This is a genomic window from Rhizobium sp. AC27/96 (assembly GCF_001692325.1).
GTDB lineage: Bacteria > Pseudomonadota > Alphaproteobacteria > Rhizobiales > Rhizobiaceae > Rhizobium.
The window spans coordinates 199093-217579 of sequence record NZ_LXKN01000073.1; the positions used below are offsets into that span (position 1 = coordinate 199093).

An 18487-nucleotide genomic window follows, 5' to 3' on the forward strand; every position below is an offset into this window, starting at 1 on the left:
CATATGTATGTTGCCGTTAAGGGTGGCGAAGCCGCCATCGCCAATGCTCACCGGCTGCTGGCCGACCGTCGCCGCGGCGACCGCTCGCTGCCGGCTGTCGGCATCGACCAGATCGTCGCGCAGCTTGCCCTGGCGGTCGATCGCGTCATGGCCGAAGCCTCGCTTTTTGACCGCGCGCTGGCGGCACTTGCCGTTCGCCAGGCGCGCGGCGACATGATCGAAGCGATCTTTCTGCTCAGAGCCTACCGCACGACGCTGCCGCGCTTCGGCTATTCCCAGCCGCTTGATACGGCCGCGATGAAAATCGAGCGCCGCATCTCCGCCACCTACAAGGACCTGCCGGGCGGCCAGCTTCTCGGCCCGACTTTCGACTATACGCACCGCCTACTCGATCCCAGCCTACTCACGGACGAGCAGGTGGACGAGCCGATGCAGCGGCCGGCCGAACAGGGCCGCGTCATGCGCGTCTCGGAAATCCTCAGCCAGGAAGGCCTGATCGAGGGCGACGGCAATATGCCCCTCGACCACGAGATCGGCGACCTGACGCGCGAGCCGATGGAATTCCCGATGACCCGCGACCTTCGCCTGCAGGCGCTTGCCCGCGGCGACGAAGGATTCCTGCTGGCGCTCGGCTATTCGACCCAGCGCGGCTATGGCCGCAACCATCCGTTCACCGGCGAAATCCGCATCGGCGAAGTCGAAGTGGAATTCGACGTGCCGGAACTCGGTTTTGCCGTCTCGCTCGGCCGCATCCAGGTGACCGAGTGCCAGATGGTCAACCAGTTCGCCGGCTCGGCCAAGGCACCGCCGCAATTTACCCGCGGCTACGGGCTGGTCTTCGGCCAGAGCGAGCGCAAGGCCATGGCCATGTCGCTGGTCGACCGGGCACTGCGCGCCGAAGAACTCGGCGAGGACATTACGGCGCCGGCACAGGACGAGGAATTCGTCATCTCGCATTCCGACAACGTGCAGGCGACCGGCTTCGTCGAGCATCTGAAGCTGCCGCATTATGTCGACTTCCAGGCCGAACTCGACCTGGTGCGGCGCATGCGCCGCGATTTCGAGGCCGCTCGCGAAAGCGGCATGGATCCCATGACGGAGGCAGCCGAATGACCGAACTGGCCACCTACAATTTCGCCTATCTCGACGAACAGACCAAGCGGATGATCCGCCGCGCCATCCTGAAGGCGATCGCCATTCCCGGCTATCAGGTTCCCTTCGCCTCGCGCGAAATGCCGATGCCTTACGGTTGGGGCACCGGCGGCGTGCAGCTGACGGCGGCCATTATCGGGCCGCACGACGTGCTGAAGGTCATCGACCAGGGTGCTGACGACACGACCAATGCCGTCTCGATCCGCGCCTTCTTCCAGAAGGTTGCCAACGTCGCCGTCACCACGCGCACCGACGAGGCGACGATCATCCAGACGCGTCACCGCATCCCGGAAGCCAAGCTCGGCCCGAACCAGGTGCTCGTCTATCAGGTGCCGATCCCCGAACCGCTGCGTTTCCTCGAACCGCGCGAGACCGAGACCCGCAAGATGCACGCGCTCGAGGAATATGGCCTCATGCATGTGAAGCTCTACGAGGACATTGCCCGCAACGGCCGCATCGCCACCACCTATGCCTATCCGGTCAAGGTTGCCGGCCGTTACGTGATGGACCCGTCGCCGACGCCGAAGTTCGACAATCCGAAAATGCATCTGTCGGACGCGCTGCAGCTGTTCGGCGCCGGTCGTGAAAAGCGCATCTATGCCGTGCCGCCATACACCGAAGTGGTGAGCCTCGATTTCGACGATCATCCGTTCGAGGTGCAGCGTTTCGACAAGCCCTGCGCCCTTTGCGGCGCCGAGCAGGTCTATCTCGACGAGGTGATCCTCGACGACAAGGGCGGACGCATGTTCGTCTGCTCCGACACCGATTTCTGCGAAGACCGTCGCGCCCATGGCCATGTCGGGTCGATGCTTGCAGCCGATGGATTGCCTGGTAGCAAGGAGGCTGCCGAATGACCGATACACCGCTTCTGAAAGTCAAGGACATCTCGAAATTCTACGGCAGCCGCATCGGATGCCGTGACGTGTCCTTCGAGCTCTGGCCGGGCGAAGTCCTCGCCATCGTCGGCGAATCCGGCTCCGGCAAGACGACGCTGCTCAACTGCATCTCGACCCGGCTGCTGCCGACGACCGGCAGCGTCGAGTATCACATGCGCGACGAAACCTATCGTGACCTGTTCCGCATGAGCGAGGCCGAACGGCGCTTCCTGATGCGCACCGACTGGGGCTTCGTGCATCAGAACCCGGCCGACGGCCTGCGCATGACGGTGTCTGCCGGCGCCAATGTCGGCGAGCGGCTGATGGCCATCGGCAATCGCCACTACGGCAACATCCGCAACACCGCCGTCGACTGGCTGGAGCGGGTGGAAATCGACGCCGACCGCATCGACGATCAGCCGCGCGCCTTCTCCGGCGGCATGCGCCAGCGCCTGCAGATCGCCCGCAATCTGGTGACCGGCCCGCGCCTGGTGTTCATGGACGAGCCGACCGGCGGCCTTGACGTTTCGGTGCAGGCCCGCCTGCTCGATCTGGTGCGCGGCCTCGTCAACGATCTCGGCCTGTCAGCCATCATCGTCACGCACGACCTCGCCGTCGCCCGGCTTCTGTCGCACCGCATGATGGTGATGAAGGACGGATATGTCATCGAGCATGGTCTAACCGACCGCGTGCTCGACGATCCGCGCGAACCCTATACGCAACTGCTCGTCTCTTCGATCCTGCAGGTCTGAGGAAATATCATGGCAACCCCACTCGTCGTTTCCGAAGTCTTTAAAAGCTTCACCATGCACCTGCGTGACGGCCTGCGCCTGCCCGTCGTCGCCGATGTCTCGTTCTCGGTCGCTGCGGGCGAATGTGTCGTGCTCGGCGGCCCGTCCGGCATCGGCAAGAGCTCGCTGCTGAAGATGATCTATGGCAATTACGCCGTAGACAACGGCCAGATCCTGGTCACGCACAAGGGCAAGATCGTCGATCTCGCCACCGCAGATCCGCGCACCGTGCTTGAAGTGCGCCGGCAGACCATGGGCTATGTCAGCCAATTCCTGCGCACCGTGCCGCGCGTCGCCGCCATCGATGTCGTCGCCGAACCGCTGCTGGCTCGCGGCGTGGCGGCAGCCGATGCCCGCGAAAAGGCAGCCGGCCTGCTTGCGCAGCTGAACCTTCCGCAGGAGCTTTGGCAACTGCCGCCCGCCACCTTCTCCGGCGGCGAGCAGCAGCGCGTCAACATCGCGCGCGGCTTCATCACCGACCACGCCATCCTGCTCCTCGACGAACCGACGGCATCGCTCGACGCCCGCAACCGGGCTGTCGTCGTCGACATGATCGAACAGAAGAAGGAAGCCGGCGTCGCGCTTCTCGGCATCTTCCACGACGAGGAAGTGCGCGAAGCCGTTGGCAGCCGCATTCTCGACGTCTCGCAATTCTCGCCGCGAAAGGCAGCAGCATGAGCCGCAAGCTGGGCGAGACGCCCTTCATAAGCCCGACGGCCAGCGTCAACAATTCGACGCTCGGCCGCTATACCGAAGTGTCCGACCGCTGCCGCATCGATGAAGTCGAGATCGGCGACTATTCCTACATCATGCAGGACGGCGCGGTCTGGTGCGCAACCATCGGCAAGTTCGTCAACATCGCCGCTGCCGTGCGCATCAACGCCACCAACCACCCGACTTGGCGGGCGACGCTGCACCATTTCACCTATCGCGCCGCCGACTACTGGCCGGATGCCGATATGGAAACCGACTTCTTCAGCTGGCGCCGCGAGAACCGTGTCGTCATTGGCCATGACGTCTGGATCGGCCACGGGGCGACGGTGCTTCCGGGTGTCACGGTCGGCAACGGGGCCGTCATCGGCGCGGGCGCCGTCGTCTCCAAGGATGTTGCACCCTATGCGATCGTCGGCGGCGTACCCGCCAAGCTGATCCGCGAACGCTTCACCGCCGAGGTCGGCGCGCGCATGGACAAGCTTGCCTGGTGGGATTGGGAACACGACCGGCTGCGCACGGCGCTCGCAGATTTCCGCGCGCTTTCGGCAGAGGATTTTCTGGATCGCTACGACGCCTGAGGACGGTTTTCGCCCAAACCGGACTTGCACGGGGCCGACGGGCGTTTCAGCCTTAGTCGATCTGTCGAGCCCGAGTTTAGGGGAGGCCTCTTCATGGCAAAGCAGTTTTCCAGCATCGACGACCGGCTGCGCGATTTCATCGCGCGGCAACACATCTTCTTCACGGCATCCGCGGCCGCTAATTCGCGGGTCAATGTCTCGCCGCGCGAGACGCTATGCCTGCGCATCATCTCACCGAATACCGCCATCTATCTCGACCGCACCGGCAGCGGCAACGAAACCTCCGCCCATATGAAGGCCGATGGCCGGCTGACCATCATGTTCTGCGCGATGCAGGGGCCGCCGATGATCCTGCGCCTCTATGGCCGTGGCAGGATCATCCATCGACCATCCCCCGAATACCGCGAATTGCTGCACGCACATTATGCCGGAGACGAGCCGCTTGGCGCGCGGCAGATCGTGTGGCTGGACATCGATCTCGTGCAGACGTCCTGCGGTTTCGGCGTGCCGCTCTTTTCCTATGAAGGCGAAAGACCGAGCCTTGATCAATGGGCCAAAGCCAAAGGTCCTGATGGTATTGAGGAATACCGGCGCGAGAAGAATCTCCTCAGTATGGATGGTTTGCCGACGGGCTTATTTGACGGCTAAAGACAAGCAAAGCTCTCAGCCGGCTAATATTGCAAAATCGGCGAGAATTGTAACAGCACTTACATAAAACTGACATTGGAGCTTCATGAAGCGGGACTAATCGGTTGCCTTGTGGTTGGCGCCAATCCCCTCGAAACTCCTTTCGAGGCAGGGTCATGCGCCCATTCTTAGCACCGGTACCGCTGAAATTTTTGCAGCCCGGCAGCCGCGAAAGGGAAGCACTATGTTCGAACTCAGGAACGTCTCGCGCCGGTTTGGCAACAAGCTCGCTGTCGATTCCGTGACTTTGGACATTCCGCAAGGACAGATGGTCGGCGTCATCGGCCGCTCCGGCGCCGGCAAGTCGACCCTGCTGCGCATGATCAACCGTCTGGCCGATCCGAGCTCCGGCTCCATCCACTTCTCCGGCGTCGAGGTTTCGAAGCTCCGGGGCCGCGCGCTGCGCAGTTGGCAGCGCGACTGCGCCATGATCTTCCAGCAGTTCAACCTGGTGCCGCGCCTCGACGTGCTGACCAACGTCATGCTCGGCCGCCTCAACCAGCGCTCGACCATCATGAGCCTTCTGTCCGTCTTCACCCGCGAAGAGCGCATCGAAGCCATCGCCGCGCTGGAACGCCTCGGTATCGAGCAGACGGCACTGCAAATGGCCGGCACGCTTTCCGGCGGCCAGCAGCAGCGCGTCGCCATCTGCCGCGCCTTGATGCAGCAACCGAAAATGATGCTCGCCGACGAGCCGATCGCCTCGCTCGATCCGCTCAATGCCAAGATCGTCATGGACGCGTTGCGCGACATCAACGAGCGCGAGGGCATCACCGTCATCACCAACCTGCATACGTTGGATACGGCCCGCAACTATTGCGAACGCATCATCGGCATGGCGGCCGGCAAAGTCGTCTTCGACGGCAAGGCATCCGAACTGACGGCGGCGGCCGTCAAGGAAATCTACGGCACCGACAAGGATGGTGCCGGGATCGACGAAACCATGACGTCGACATCAATCAATTTAGCCGATCCGGCCGCACAGGCAGCGGCCATCGAATCTGCCGGCCCGCAACCGCTGGCACTGGCCGGTCTCTGAGAGGGACCGGGATCGAGAGCCCGCGTCAAGGGCACATTCTTCTAGACCGAACGTATCCGGGGACACCGGTTAATCAGGAGACGAACCCAATGTTGAAGAAGACTCTTCTCGCAGCTACGGCGCTTCTCGCGCTCGCTGGCGGCGCCGCAGCTCAAGACCTCAAGGAATTCCGCGTTGGTATTCTCGGTGGCGAAAACGAAGCCGACCGTCTGCGCAACTACGCCTGCCTCGCCGACCACCTGAAGAAGGAATTCGGCTTCGAGAAGGTATCGCTGTTCCCGGCCGCCGATTATGACGGCGTTATCCAGGGCCTGCTCGGCGGCACGCTCGACTTCGCAGAACTCGGCGCTTCCGGCTACGCAGCCGTTGCCATCAAGGACCCGAAGGCCGTTACCCCGATCCTGACGACCCAGCAGACCGATGGCTCGACCGGCTACTACTCGATCGGCCTCGCTCTGAAGTCCTCCGGCATCAAGACCATCATGGACGCCAAGGGCAAGAAGCTCGGCTACGCCGATCCGGACTCCACCTCGGGCTACCTCGTTCCGCTCACGCAGATCCCGAAGACCACCGGCGTTCCGAACGACAAGTTCTTCGCCTCGACCCAGTTCAACGGCGGTCATGAAAACAACCTGCTCGCCGCTTACGACGGCAAGGTCGACGTTGCTGTCGACGACTCCTCGGGCGTTGGCGATTTCAAGGACGGCTTCACCTCCGGTACCTTCCGCAAGGAAGTCGACAAGGGTGCAGTCGACCCGAACAAGCTCGTCGAAGTCTGGCGTTCGCCGCTGATCCCGAACGGCCCGCTGGTCGTCCGCAACGCTCTCGGCACCGAATGGCAGGCAAAGCTCTCGGACTTCTTCATGAAGCTCCCGACGGCTGACGCCAAGTGCTTCAACGCCATCGAAGGCGGCGACTTCAAGGGTTACGTCAAGGTTACCCCGGATTTCTACAACGCCGTTATCGACGTTCGTAAAGCTGCCATCGGCGGTTGATCCGCATTCCAATGACTGGGCGGCCGGCAACGGCCGCCCTTTTGCTATCACAAGGGCAGAATTCATGACGATTGCCGATACGCAGCTAAAGATGCAAACGGTGCCGCAGAGCGCCAAGGATATCGGTGACGCCTGGAGCAAGATGGTCGCCCGCCGCCGCCTCTATACCGGCATCGGCCTGCTCATCCTGTTCATCGCCTTCGTCAGTTCCGTCCGCTTTGCCGATGAAAGCAATGCCGGGCATTTCTTCGACCGCCTGCCGCATCTCTTCGATTTCCTGAGCTGGCTCATCCCCAAGGATTGGGCCGATGTCTATCGGGCACTGTTCGACCTGCCGAGCCCCAACGGGGCAAACGGCGTCGGCGGCGAGGAATTCAACTTCCCGCTCGGCCGCGTCTATGTCTGGGGCGATTTCTATATTCCCGAATATTTCGAGCTGATGATCATCACGATCAACGTGGCGCTGGTGTCGACCATCGTCGGCTTCATCTTCGCAGTCCCCTTGAGCTTCTTTGCCGCGCGCAACCTGTCGCCATCCCATCCAGTCCGCCTGGTGACGAAGCGCATCATGGAACTCCTGCGCGCCTTCCCGGAAATCGTCATTGCCGGCCTGTTTTCGGCGATCCTGTCGATCGGCCCGATCGCCGCGATCATCGCCGTCGGCCTGCACACGATCGGCGCGCTCGGCAAGCTATTCTACGAAGTGGTCGAGAATGTCGACATGAAACCCGACGAGGGCATGCGCGCCGTCGGCGCGAGCTGGACCGAGCGCGTCCGCTTCGCCGCCCTGCCGCAGGTCCTGCCGAACTTCATGTCCTATGCGCTCTTGCGCCTCGAGATCAACGTTCGCGCCTCCACCATCATCGGCGCCGTCGGCGGCGGCGGCATCGGCGAGGAGCTGAAGCTCTCGATTTCGCGCGGCTTCGGCGCCAAGACGGTGGCGCTCGTGCTGCTGCTCTTCGTGACCATCATCGCCGTCGACCAGTTTTCCGCATGGCTCCGCCGCCGCCTCGTCGGCGAGCATGCCTTTCTTTTGCAGCATTGAGGTTGACCATGTCCGTCATCGACGCCGGCCGTATGCAGGAAATCGAAGCGCGCTATCCGGAGGTCCTTCACCGGTCTTTCCGCCAGCGCTTCGGCGCGCTGATGATGTTCATCGGCGTCATCCTTTATGGCTTCTATGCCGTCTGGTTCTTCGATCTGCCGAAAGTCATCGCCGAGGCGCATTGGGAGCGCGTCGGCATCTATCTCAGCGAATGGATCAGCTATGACGTGCAGCCGGAATTCCGCATCTCCGGCGACAAGATCAGCATCAAATATCCGCGCTTCTCGCCGCTGGGCGACAATCCAAACCCCGACTGGGTGAAGACGAACCCCGATGGCAGCATGACGGTTTCCGTCAGCGGTACGAGCCGCACGGTCACGATCACCAAGACGCAGGCTATCGTGACGGCGCATGGCATCACCATCCCGATCGATGTTACCGGCGATACACCGAAGCTTGTCGGCTCTGAGCCTGTTCCCGCCTGGATGACGGTCTATGACGACAATATCCTGGTCAATCTTGGCTTTGCCGGCGACGCCAGCATTTCCTCTGATCGCGTGAAGATCCGCAAGCGCTTCATCGGCTGGGCGAATTTCGTCTTCGACACGCATTCGCCCTTCTTCGACAAGCCGGCGAGCGAGGTCCTCGGCCTGATCGTTTCCGGACCGAGGCTGGACCCCGCGCAATCCAATCTGTCGCTGGCCTTCGACAATATCTGGAACAACGGCGCCTGGCAGCACGGCGATGTCTGGACCAAGCTGTTCCAGACCATCGTCATGGCTTTCCTCGGCACGCTGCTCGGCTCGCTCGCGGCCTTCCCGCTCGCCTTCCTAGCGGCCCGCAACATCACGCCGAACCGGCTGCTCAATCAGGTGCTGAAGCGTTCCTTCGACTTCCTGCGCTCGGTCGACATGCTGATCTGGGCGCTGTTCCTGACCCGCGCCTTCGGCCCCGGACCGCTCGCCGGCAGCGGCGCGATCTTCCTCACGGAGACCGGCACGCTCGGCAAACTCTATTCCGAAGGCCTTGAGAACATCGACAACAAGCCGCGCGAAGGCGTGAAATCCACCGGCTCGTCGACGATCCTGGTGCATCGCTACGGCATCATGCCGCAGATCGTGCCCGTCATCGTCAGCCAGACGCTCTATCAGTGGGAATCCAACGTGCGCGGCGCGACCATCATAGGCGCAGTCGGCGCGGGCGGTATCGGCCTTAAACTCTGGGAAGCGATGCGCACCAATGCCAACTGGGAAAACGTCGCCTACATGGTGCTGCTGATCCTGCTGGTGGTCTTCCTGTTCGACGCCGCATCCAATGCCCTGCGCTCCCGCCTGATGGGCACGCGGGTTAAATAAAAAACAGCGAGAAAAATCTCCAGAGATCATCATTTTGTCACGGGAATCCGGTAGCGCAGGCCCGGCAAGACCGTATCGGCCGAACCGGATTTAGCCGGATTCGCCCCGACGCTGCCTTGCTGCTCTTGCGGTTTGCGGCAAATCACCCAACAGTGTCTCGCGCAGCCGATTTTTCCAGGGAATACAGCCTTGCGCTATGCTCTTTATTTCACGCCGCCCAAAGACGATCCTTTGACGTCACTCGCTGCTCGCTGGCTGGGTCGCGATGCATTTTCCAATGAGATTTTTTCCGACATGGCGATCGGCCCGGTACCGGACGGTCATGCCGAACTGACCGCCGATCCGCGCCGCTATGGCTTCCACGCCACGCTGAAGGCGCCTTTCGAGCTTGCGGCCTCGGTGAACGAACGCGACCTGCTCGAGGTTGCCGCCGATTTCGCTGCGCATACCAAGGCATTCGTCATTCCGGAACTGGTGCTTGGCCAGCTCGGTCACTTCTTCGCCCTCGTACCGGGTTCGCTCTACCAGCCGCTACAGGATTTCGCCTCGAACGTCGTGAAGAGCTTCGAACCGTTCCGCGCGCCGCTTTCGCAATATGACATCGCCCGCCGCAACCCGGAGGAGATGACCGAACCGCATCGCGCCAATCTGCTGCGCTGGGGCTATCCCTACGTCAACGACGAGTTCCGCTTCCATATGACATTGACGGGGCGCGTCCCAGCCGAGCGCCAGGCTGAAATGCACGGGGTTCTGCGTCAGCGTTTCGCCGACCATACCGGCAAGCCGCTCAACATTTCCGGCCTCGCCATCTTCGTCGAAGAAGAGCGTGGGGCACCCTTTACCGTCCGTTCCTGGCTGCCGCTTGCCGACGCCTAATCATGAAAGACCTGACATGACCAAAGAAACCGTCCTCTCCAATGCCCGTATCGTCCTCGAAGACAAGATCGTCGAAGGCTCGGTGCTGATCCGCGACGGACGCATTGCCGGCATCTCCGAAGGCAAGTCCGAGATCGGCGAGGATTTCGAGGGCGATTTTCTGATCCCCGGTCTGGTCGAGCTGCATACTGACCATCTGGAATCCCACTATTCGCCGCGTCCGGGCGTGCGCTGGAACAAGACGGCAGCCATTCAGGCGCATGACGCCCAGATCGTCACCTCAGGCATCACGACAGTATTCGATTGCCTGCGCATGGGTTCGGACGAAGACGGCGGTTTCGAAAAGGGCGAGATGCGCGATATGGCAGACGCCATTCAGGCGGCCCAGCGCGAAGACCGGCTGCGCGCCGACCACCTCATCCACCTGCGCTGCGAGGTCTCCTCCGACAACGTGCTCGACCACTTCCACGACTTCGAGAAAGACGCCTATGTCCGGCTCGTCTCGCTGATGGACCATGCGCCCGGCCAGCGTCAGTTCCAGACCATGGATCAATACATTTTCTACTATCAGAAGAAGCGCGGCCTCAGCGACGAGGTCTTTGCCCGTTTCGTCGCCAAGCGCCAGGAAGAATCGGCCAAATATGCCAAGCCGCACCGCGATGCGATCTCCAAGGTCTGCTCCGAGCGCGGCATCACCATTGCCAGCCATGACGACGCGACGCTTGCCCATGTCGACGAAGCCGTCGCCTATGGCGTCCGCCTGGCGGAATTCCCGACCAGCATCGATGCCGCCAAGGCATCGCATGGCGCCGGCATGAGCGTGCTGATGGGCGCCCCGAACATCGTGCGAGGGATGTCGCACTCCGGCAATATCGCCGCCCGCGATCTGGCCGAACTCGGCGTGCTGGACGTACTCTCCTCCGATTATGTGCCGCTCAGCCTGCTGCATGCCCCATTCATCCTCGCCGACGAAGTCGAGGGAATCTCGCTGCCGCAGGCCATCGCCATGGTCACGGCAACACCCGCAAGAACGGTGAGCCTGAACGATCGCGGCCGCATCGCCGAGGGCCTGCGCGCCGATCTGGTTCGCGTTCGCCGCGATCATGGTGTGCCGGTCACGCGCGCGGTCTGGCGGGAAGGACGTCGAGTCGCATGAGCGCGGACGCCAACATCAAGCCGGCTAATGACGGCCTGCCGGATGCAGCCGCAGGCGTCATGGCCGTTGTCGTTGGCCCGAGCGGCGCCGGCAAGGATACGCTGATGAACCTCGCCGCCCGGCATTTCGCCGGCCGGCCGGATATCCACTTCGTCCGCCGCGTCATCACCCGCGATGGCGATGCCGGCAACGAGGACCACAGAAGCGTTTCCGACGCGGATTTCGATGCCATGGAAAAGGCCGGCGCCTTTGCCGTTTCCTGGGAGGCACATGGGCTGAAATACGGCATTCCCGCCGATGTCTTCGATGAGCTTGCGCGCGGCAATCTGGTCATCGCCAACGGCTCGCGCTCGGCGTTACATCATTTCCAGGCCGCATTCCCGCGCCTGAAGATCATCAACATCACGGCTACGCGCGAAGTGCTTGCGGAACGGCTGATCGCACGCGGGCGCGAGAGCCGCGAAGATGTGCTCAAGCGCCTGGAACGCAGTGCGCTGACCGTTCAAGGCAGCTACGACGTGACCGATATAGACAACAGCGGCACACTCGAAGAGGCTGAACAGGCAATCATCTCGGCGCTGGAAACGTTGATCCGGAAATAGGCGTTTGTGTCACGCCCGGATCATCGCAGTGAATTCGTAGCTACGCTGGGTCGCGAACCTCTGCTCACCTCACGCTGAGGTGCCTTGGCGCGCGAGCGTCAAGGCCTGAAAGTACGAGGTGGCCCGGTGGAACATCTCCACCCGCCCTCGTGGTTCGAGACTTCGGCCCTTCGACAAGCTCAGGAGCCTCCGCACCTCACCACGAGGACCGATCTCCTCACTATGCCCGATATGGCCTCAGTGCGCCTCATCCCAATTGTTGGCGGCGCGGGCATCGACCTTCAGAGGCACAGCCATGTCCACCGCCGGCATGGCGGCATTTTCCATGACGGAGACGATGATCGGCGTCGTGCGCTCGACATCGGCATCCTCCACTTCGAAGATCAGCTCGTCATGCACCTGCAGCAGCATGCGAACGCGATCGCCAAGCCCGGCCGAAGCCAGTGCCGGCTCCATCTTGATCATGGCGCGACGGATGACATCGGCGGCAGATCCCTGGATCGGCGCATTGATCGAGGCGCGCTCGTTGAAGGCACGCACGGACGGATTGGAGGAACGGATTTCCGGGAAATGGATGCGGCGGCCGAAGATGGTCTCGACATAGCCCTTGTCGCGCGCCGTCTGCTTGGTGCCGTCCATGTAATCGCGGATGCCGGGGAAGCGCTCGAAATACTTCTTGATGTAATCGCCCGCTTCCGAGCGTTCGATGGAGAGCTGGTTGGCAAGACCGAAGGCGGAAATGCCGTAGATGATGCCGAAGTTGATCGCCTTGGCACGGCGGCGAACCTCGCTCGGCATGCCCTCGACCGGCACGCCGAACATTTCGGACGCCGTCATCGCGTGAATGTCGATGCCATCCTCGAACGCCTGCTTCAGCTGTGGGATGTTGGCGACATGCGCCAGCACACGCAGTTCGATCTGGCTGTAGTCGGCCGAAACCAGCTTGTGGCCTGGGGTCGAGATGAAGGCCGTGCGGATCTTGCGGCCTTCCGCGGTGCGCACCGGGATATTCTGCAGGTTCGGTTCGGAGGACGACAGGCGTCCGGTCGTGGTCGAGGCCAGCGAATAGGAGGTGTGAACGCGCTTCGTCTGCGGATGCACATAGGTCGGCAGCGCATCGGTATAGGTCGATTTCAGCTTGGTGAGCTGACGCCAGTCGACGATCTTACGCGGCAGCTCGAAGCCGGCTGCCGCCAGATCCTCCAGCACCTGCGCCGAGGTCGACCATTGGCCTGTCTTGGTCTTGCTGCCGCCAGCCAAACCCATCTTGCCGAAGAGGATGTCGCCGAGCTGCTTCGGCGAGCCGATGTTGAAGCGTTCGCCCGCCAGCGTGTAAACTTCATCCTCCAGCCGCGCCGCGCCCTGCGCCAGTTCGCCGGAGAGGCGTGACAGGATCTGCCGGTCGATGGTGATGCCGCGCTCTTCCATGTGGGCGAGCACCGGCACCAGAGGCCGCTCCAGCCGTTCGTAGACGGCGGAGAGTTTTTCCGCCGCAAGCCGCGGCTTCAGCACCAGCCAAAGACGCAGGGTCACGTCCGCATCCTCGGCGGCATAGGCCGTGGCGCGGTCGATATCGACGAGATCGAAGGTGACATTGGATTTGCCGCTGCCGGCCACGTCCTTATAGGCGATCGGCTTGTGGCCGAGCCAGCGTTCGGACAGGCTGTCCATGCCGTGAAGGGCATTGGAGCCGCCGTCAAGCACGTAGGACAACAGCATCGTATCGTCGAAGGCCTTGGTCTCGATACCGTAGCGCTTCATCAGCAGGTAATCGTATTTGAGGTTCTGCGCGATCTTGAGGATGGAGCTATCCTCAAGCAGATCCTTCAATCGCGCCAGCGCATCGCGCAGCGGAATCTGATTGTCGGCGAGCCCACCACCGAGCAGATCGCCGACGCCGGTCTTGTGGCTGAGGGGCACGTAAGCCGCGCGAATGGAGGCACCCGTGGGATCGTTCTTGTTATCCGCGATCGCCAGCGAAAAGCCGACGATCTCAGCCTGCATGACATCGAGCGATGTCGTTTCCGTATCGAAGGCAACGATGCCGGTCTCGCGGGCATCAGCGATCCATCGATCGAGGGTAGCGATATCGCGGATGGTCACGTATTTCGAATGATCGATCGGTGCGGTGGCGAAGCTCGCGGCGCGCGCAGTGGCAAGGTCGGTCGGCTCGGTCAACCCTTCGACGGCCAGCCGCGGCTTGACCGCCGGCGCGGGAGCGGAAGCGCCTTCGGCGGCAACCGTGCCGCCGGCAACGGGTTCGGCATTGTCTGCGACATCGAGATCCGGGCCATGCGCGGCGTCAGCAAGCTCGACCTTGACTTCGGACGGTTCGATCGTGGCCGGGTCGCAATCGCAGGCATCGGCAACGCGGCGCGTCAGCGAGGTGAATTCCATTGCCTTCAGGAAGCCGACCAGCTTCGGGCCGTTCTGCGGCTCGAGCACCAAAGCGTCGAGTTCAAGCTCGAGTGGCACGTCGGTTCTCAGCGTCACCAGCTGCCGGGAGATCCGCGCAAGCTCGGCGTTGGCGATGATGTTCTCGCGGCGCTTCTGCTGCTTGATTTCCTCGGCGCGGGCAAGCAGCGTATCGAGATCGCCGAATTCTTCCAGAAGCTGCGCCGCCGTCTTCGGGCCGATGCCGGGGATGCCGGGCACGTTGTCGACCGAATCACCGGTCATGGCCTGCAGGTCGATCATCTTGTCCGGCGTCACACCCCATTTCTCGATGACGTCGGGAATACCGATCTGCTTGTCCTTCATGCTGTCATACATGTGGACCGTCGGGGTGACGAGCTGCATCAGGTCCTTGTCGGACGAGATGATCGTGACATCGGCACCGGTCGCCTCGGCCTGGCGGGCATAGGTGGCGATGATGTCGTCGGCCTCGAAACCATCGGTCTCGATGCAGGGCAGGTTGAAGGCGCGGGTCGCCTGACGGATGAGCCCGAATTGCGGGATCAACTCTTCCGGCGGGGCCGAGCGGTTTGCCTTGTAGTCGGGGAAAATTTCCTTGCGGAAGGTCTTCGACGAATAGTCGAAAATGACCGCAAAATGGGTCGGCGTCACCCCGACCGATGTATCACGCGCCGAGGTCAGCAGCTTCCACAGCATGTTGCAGAAACCGGAGACGGCGCCGACAGGCAATCCATCGGACTTGCGCGTCAGCGGCGGCAGGGCGTGAAAGGCCCGGAAAATGAAACCGGAGCCGTCGACGAGGAAGAGATGATCACCTTTTTTCATGGAAGCATGGATAGCGTGGCGCACCTCCAACGTCCATATAAACTTGTGTTTTACACCCCTGCGGGAGGGCCAAATCTCTCACCGAAACGTTACTAAGTTTTAATTGATCTAATCTGCGCATTCCCTTGAAAAACCACATTCGAAACCTCAAATCATACTCACCGGCGATTGATACGCCGCGGGTCTGACAACCGGCCTGTCCCCCGCCATGTCAGACTTGGACAAAGGCCTATCCCCTCTCCGGGCCTTTGTCCCCCTTTCTGAGCCGCCATGGCGCCCTCCAGGCCATGGCGGCTTTTTCATGAGAAAAATGCACCCCTTGCTTGTAAAAAAATTGAGCGAAGTTGCTGATTTCAGGCCTATCCGTACCCAAGATTTGCTGATTGTCTTGGTTATGAATTATCGGCATACTTGCAATCATGGGATTTAATCGGATGGACTCCGCGGCTTATCTTGCCGGTCAAATGGCGAAGGCATTTGCTCGCGCATTACAGCAACGCGCAGCCAGACTCGGCTTCTCGCCCGGCCAGTTTCCGATCCTCCTGGAATTGTGGTCCGAGAACGGGTTGACGCAAAAACAACTGCTAGAGCGTGTCGATATCGAACAGGCGACGATGGCCAACACGCTGTCGCGCATGGAACGTGACGGGCTGGTCGAGCGCCGCCCGCATCCATCGGACAAGCGGGCGCAACTGATCTTCCTGACGGAGAAAGCCGCCGCCATCGAGGCCGAGGCCATCGAGGCTGCAACGGCTGCCGACACGACCCTTCTGAAGGGTTTCCGCAGTTTCGAGCGCGAGCTGTTGCTCGAATATGTCAGGCGTATCCTAGAGAACGCCAAGCATCTCTAGGCTTAGCCCACAGCCTTCTCCGGCATGGGGAACTGCGCGCTCGGACCAACATCCGGCTTGCCGAAGAATATCCCCTGCAGCTGGGCGCAGCCCTCTTCGATGACGATGCGGCGCTGGGTTTCGGTTTCCACACCCTCCGTCACGACAGGCATGTTCAGGCTGTGGCCGAGACCGATGATTGCGCGCACGATCGAGCGTGCCGCCGGATCATGTTCCAGAGCGCCGGTGAAGCTGCGATCGACCTTGATCTTGTCGAAGGGGAAGGAACGCAGATTGCTGAGCGAGGAAAAACCGGTGCCGAAATCATCCATGACGACCCGGACGCCAAGGCGGTGCAGCCGCTGCAGCGTCGCGATGACAGCCGTGCGTTCACGCATCAGGGCCGCCTCGGTGATCTCCAGCTCCAGCCGTTTCGGATCGAGGCCGGCCTTCCGCAGGATGCGCTCGATCTGGTCGTAAAGCGTCGGGATCATGAATTGCAGCGGCGACAGATTGACGGCGACGCTTGCCGGCTCACTCCAGAGGGCGGCTTCCTGGCATGCCTGCTCCAGCACCCATTCACCGATTGCCGCAATCGATCCGCTCTCCTCGGCGATCGGAATGAAGGTCTCCGGCTCGATGATCCCCCGGTCGGGATGTTTCCAGCGCAGCAGGGCTTCGTAGCCGGTGACGCCGTCGCTGCCGACATCGTAGATCGGCTGGTATTCAAGATAGAGCTGCTTGCGCAGGATGGCCTGCCGCAGGTCGTTTTCGAGCTGGCGGCGGGTGCGCACGGCCTTGTCCATTTCAGCGTCGAAGAAGCAGGCATGCCCGCGGCCGCCACGCTTGGCGCGATAAAGCGCCGTATCCGCATTCGCGTAAAGCTGCTCGGCACTGGCGCCGTCACGCGGGTAGATGGCGATGCCGAGGCTGACGCCGACCGCAGTCGGATCGCGTGCAGTATCCATCTCCACGGCAAATTCCGCAAGAATGCGCTCGGCAAGGCGCGTTGCGCCATCGGATCGCTGACGCAGCGGCTGGATGATGGCGAATTCATCGCCGCCAAGCCTTGCCACCGTATCCCCCTCCTCGGCGGTGCGCTGCAGGATGCCGGCGACCTTGCAGAGGATCCGATCGCCCTCGGCGTGACCGAAGACATCGTTGATCGCCTTGAAGCGATCGAGGTCCAGGCAGAAGATCGCGACTTCGCCGCCCTTGCGGCTTGCCATTTGCAGCGCCTGGCGCATGCGCTGGTCGAACAGCGAGCGATTGGGAAGATCCGTCAGTATATCGTGATGCGCCAGATGCTCGATCATCTGCTGCGCCTGCCGGCGCTCCGTCAGGTCGCGCACCACAAGCACGCTGCAATCGTGGCCGCGATAGGTGATGGAGCGGATCACGGTTTCCACAGGGATGGCCTTGCCGTCCCGCCCTGACAGCGTGGTCTCGAGCGGGATGGCGGTCTCCGCATAGGTATCCATGTCGATCATCAGAAAGGCCTCGGCCGGCGCGCCGATGACCTGCTGGGGGGACCATCCGGAAATGGCGAAGAACCGCTCGTTCGCATCGATCACCCGGCCATCGCGAAGAACGAGCAGTCCCTCCAGCGAGGCGTTTGCAAAACCGCGAAGGTCAGTGAGGTGACGGTCGACGAAGATGGCGCCGAGCGCGATTAAGATCAGCCCGGTCGCGGCAGCCATGACGATGCCGGCAAGGACGCTTCGGTCGATGGAAAGAGGCATCACTTCCGTGCCCGCCTCAGGCGTCAACGTGACACCGCTCATCGCCGTGAAGTGCAGCGCGCAGATCGCCAGGACCAGGAGAAGAGTGCCGCCAAGGATGCGCTTGACGCCGTGAAGGCCGCGAAAAGCTAGGAAGGAAAGCGAGGCAAGGCCGACGCCGACGGCAACAGCAGCAACGACGCGCGGCATGCTGTAGGAGAGCTCCGCGGAGGCTTCGATGGCCTGCATGCCGGTGAAATGCATGGCGGCTATGCCCAGCGCCATCAGCACACCGCCGACGGTGAACGAGGCGGCGTTATCCCACTCGAACGCAACCGCGATGGCAAGCCACGAGCCGGCGATTCCAAAAACGACAGACAGCACGGTCAGCGACAGACCATAGGTGATGGGCAGGCTGCCCTCATATGCCAGCATGGCGATAAAATGCGTCGCCCATATGCCGACGCCGCTGGCAAAGGCTGCGGCGGTAATCCAGTATCGACGCTGGTGCGACCGGCACTCCTGCGCACGTGCAAAGAGAAGCATGGTGGCCAGGCTGCCGATGAGGCAAATGATTGCCGCGACAAGAATCAACCTTATGTCGTGGTCGTCGCGAATGCATGCAATCACTGAAAACATTTTTAGTCTCCAGAATACTCTTCTGGATTGAGGTTATTTCTAATACTCTAAAAAACTTGTAAACTACATACGCAACTAATCACATAAACATTGCCCCCGAGCCGAAGCCGCAAGCTACGGTAAATTTTCGGTTTTAACGCCTCGAAACCGACAGGGCTTTGGTCTATCGTCCCTCAAAATCTCATGTAAGGA

General features: G+C 61.8%; 16 protein-coding genes. 14 read left to right on the forward strand and 2 right to left on the reverse strand.

The features are described from left to right. The first annotated feature begins 3 nt into the window (after positions 1-3). The 13 genes from A6U86_RS33225 to phnN all read left to right on the forward strand — a co-directional run bounded on the left by A6U86_RS33225 (position 4) and on the right by phnN (position 11865). Positions 4-1113: a carbon-phosphorus lyase complex subunit PhnI gene (locus A6U86_RS33225; protein WP_068401019.1), complete on the forward strand. Its 1110-nt coding sequence runs from the start codon at positions 4-6 to the stop codon at positions 1111-1113. Then, on the forward strand, positions 1110-2006 hold the full coding sequence (locus tag A6U86_RS33230) for an alpha-D-ribose 1-methylphosphonate 5-phosphate C-P-lyase PhnJ (protein ID WP_068401022.1): 897 nt from the start codon (positions 1110-1112) through the stop codon (positions 2004-2006). The genes A6U86_RS33225 and A6U86_RS33230 overlap by 4 nt, the downstream gene beginning before the upstream one ends. After that, positions 2003-2779: a phosphonate C-P lyase system protein PhnK gene (gene phnK, locus A6U86_RS33235; RefSeq protein WP_068401024.1), complete on the forward strand. Its 777-nt coding sequence runs from the start codon at positions 2003-2005 to the stop codon at positions 2777-2779. The genes A6U86_RS33230 and phnK overlap by 4 nt, the downstream gene beginning before the upstream one ends. A 9-nt stretch (positions 2780-2788) precedes the next feature. Further along, positions 2789-3496, forward strand: coding sequence for a phosphonate C-P lyase system protein PhnL (gene phnL, locus A6U86_RS33240; protein ID WP_068401027.1), 708 nt, complete (start codon positions 2789-2791; stop codon positions 3494-3496). Continuing rightward, on the forward strand, positions 3493-4110 hold the full coding sequence (locus tag A6U86_RS33245; RefSeq protein ID WP_068401030.1) for a DapH/DapD/GlmU-related protein: 618 nt from the start codon (positions 3493-3495) through the stop codon (positions 4108-4110). Before phnL ends, A6U86_RS33245 begins: the two co-directional genes overlap by 4 nt. A gap of 93 nt (positions 4111-4203) precedes the next feature. Next, on the forward strand, positions 4204-4758 hold the full coding sequence (locus A6U86_RS33250) for a pyridoxamine 5'-phosphate oxidase family protein (RefSeq protein WP_068401033.1): 555 nt from the start codon (positions 4204-4206) through the stop codon (positions 4756-4758). A gap of 223 nt (positions 4759-4981) precedes the next feature. Next, entirely contained in the window at positions 4982-5836 is an 855-nt protein-coding gene (gene phnC, locus A6U86_RS33255; RefSeq protein WP_068401037.1) for a phosphonate ABC transporter ATP-binding protein, read from the forward strand. An 89-nt stretch (positions 5837-5925) separates the two neighbouring features. Then, positions 5926-6831 carry a phosphonate ABC transporter substrate-binding protein gene (gene phnD / locus A6U86_RS33260; RefSeq protein WP_068401040.1) on the forward strand — a complete coding sequence of 302 codons (906 nt, stop codon included), beginning with the start codon at positions 5926-5928 and terminating at the stop codon, positions 6829-6831. Positions 6832-6895: 64 nt separating this feature from the next. After that, complete coding sequence (gene phnE, locus A6U86_RS33265) at positions 6896-7876, forward strand: phosphonate ABC transporter, permease protein PhnE (protein WP_068401043.1); 981 nt, start codon at positions 6896-6898, stop codon at positions 7874-7876. Positions 7877-7884: 8 nt separating this feature from the next. After that, positions 7885-9231, forward strand: a complete 1347-nt coding sequence (gene phnE, locus A6U86_RS33270; protein ID WP_068401046.1) for a phosphonate ABC transporter, permease protein PhnE — start codon at positions 7885-7887, stop codon at positions 9229-9231. 189 nt (positions 9232-9420) lie between these two features. Further along, the gene (locus A6U86_RS33275; RefSeq protein ID WP_068401049.1) at positions 9421-10107 is read left to right on the forward strand and encodes a DUF1045 domain-containing protein; all 687 of its coding nucleotides are present in this window, start codon (positions 9421-9423) and stop codon (positions 10105-10107) included. Positions 10108-10123: 16 nt separating this feature from the next. Further along, entirely contained in the window at positions 10124-11263 is a 1140-nt protein-coding gene (locus A6U86_RS33280) for an alpha-D-ribose 1-methylphosphonate 5-triphosphate diphosphatase (RefSeq protein WP_068401050.1), read from the forward strand. After that, positions 11260-11865: a phosphonate metabolism protein/1,5-bisphosphokinase (PRPP-forming) PhnN gene (phnN, locus tag A6U86_RS33285; protein ID WP_083197068.1), complete on the forward strand. Its 606-nt coding sequence runs from the start codon at positions 11260-11262 to the stop codon at positions 11863-11865. Before A6U86_RS33280 ends, phnN begins: the two co-directional genes overlap by 4 nt. A gap of 237 nt (positions 11866-12102) precedes the next feature. Here the strand turns inward: phnN and polA are convergent, their stop codons facing one another. Further along, positions 12103-15105 (reverse strand): DNA polymerase I, encoded by a 3003-nt coding sequence (gene polA, locus A6U86_RS33290; protein ID WP_068401053.1) that lies wholly within the window; start codon positions 15103-15105, stop codon positions 12103-12105. 434 nt (positions 15106-15539) lie between these two features. Between polA and A6U86_RS33300 the strand changes: the two genes are divergently transcribed. Further along, a complete protein-coding gene (locus A6U86_RS33300; RefSeq protein ID WP_068401059.1) occupies positions 15540-15956 on the forward strand; it encodes a MarR family winged helix-turn-helix transcriptional regulator in 417 nt (138 codons plus the stop codon). A 2-nt stretch (positions 15957-15958) separates the two neighbouring features. Here A6U86_RS33300 and A6U86_RS33305 read toward each other — a convergent pair whose 3' ends face one another. Further along, positions 15959-18295 carry an EAL domain-containing protein gene (locus A6U86_RS33305; RefSeq protein ID WP_068401061.1) on the reverse strand — a complete coding sequence of 779 codons (2337 nt, stop codon included), beginning with the start codon at positions 18293-18295 and terminating at the stop codon, positions 15959-15961. Positions 18296-18487 lie beyond the last annotated feature (192 nt).

Bases quoted from the DNA above. Each gene is read 5' to 3' on its own strand.
- polA (WP_068401053.1), bottom strand. From the start codon at position 15,105: ATGAAAAAAGGTGATCATCTCTTCCTCGTCGACGGCTCCGGTTTCATT.
- A6U86_RS33225 (WP_068401019.1), top strand. From the start codon at position 4: ATGTATGTTGCCGTTAAGGGTGGCGAAGCCGCCATCGCCAATGCTCAC.
- A6U86_RS33280 (WP_068401050.1), top strand. From the start codon at position 10,124: ATGACCAAAGAAACCGTCCTCTCCAATGCCCGTATCGTCCTCGAAGAC.
- A6U86_RS33245 (WP_068401030.1), top strand. From the start codon at position 3,493: ATGAGCCGCAAGCTGGGCGAGACGCCCTTCATAAGCCCGACGGCCAGC.
- phnN (WP_083197068.1), top strand. From the start codon at position 11,260: ATGAGCGCGGACGCCAACATCAAGCCGGCTAATGACGGCCTGCCGGAT.
- phnE (WP_068401043.1), top strand. From the start codon at position 6,896: ATGACGATTGCCGATACGCAGCTAAAGATGCAAACGGTGCCGCAGAGC.
- phnE (WP_068401046.1), top strand. From the start codon at position 7,885: ATGTCCGTCATCGACGCCGGCCGTATGCAGGAAATCGAAGCGCGCTAT.
- phnK (WP_068401024.1), top strand. From the start codon at position 2,003: ATGACCGATACACCGCTTCTGAAAGTCAAGGACATCTCGAAATTCTAC.
- A6U86_RS33230 (WP_068401022.1), top strand. From the start codon at position 1,110: ATGACCGAACTGGCCACCTACAATTTCGCCTATCTCGACGAACAGACC.
- A6U86_RS33250 (WP_068401033.1), top strand. From the start codon at position 4,204: ATGGCAAAGCAGTTTTCCAGCATCGACGACCGGCTGCGCGATTTCATC.
- phnC (WP_068401037.1), top strand. From the start codon at position 4,982: ATGTTCGAACTCAGGAACGTCTCGCGCCGGTTTGGCAACAAGCTCGCT.
- phnL (WP_068401027.1), top strand. From the start codon at position 2,789: ATGGCAACCCCACTCGTCGTTTCCGAAGTCTTTAAAAGCTTCACCATG.
- phnD (WP_068401040.1), top strand. From the start codon at position 5,926: ATGTTGAAGAAGACTCTTCTCGCAGCTACGGCGCTTCTCGCGCTCGCT.
- A6U86_RS33305 (WP_068401061.1), bottom strand. From the start codon at position 18,295: ATGTTTTCAGTGATTGCATGCATTCGCGACGACCACGACATAAGGTTG.
- A6U86_RS33300 (WP_068401059.1), top strand. From the start codon at position 15,540: ATGGACTCCGCGGCTTATCTTGCCGGTCAAATGGCGAAGGCATTTGCT.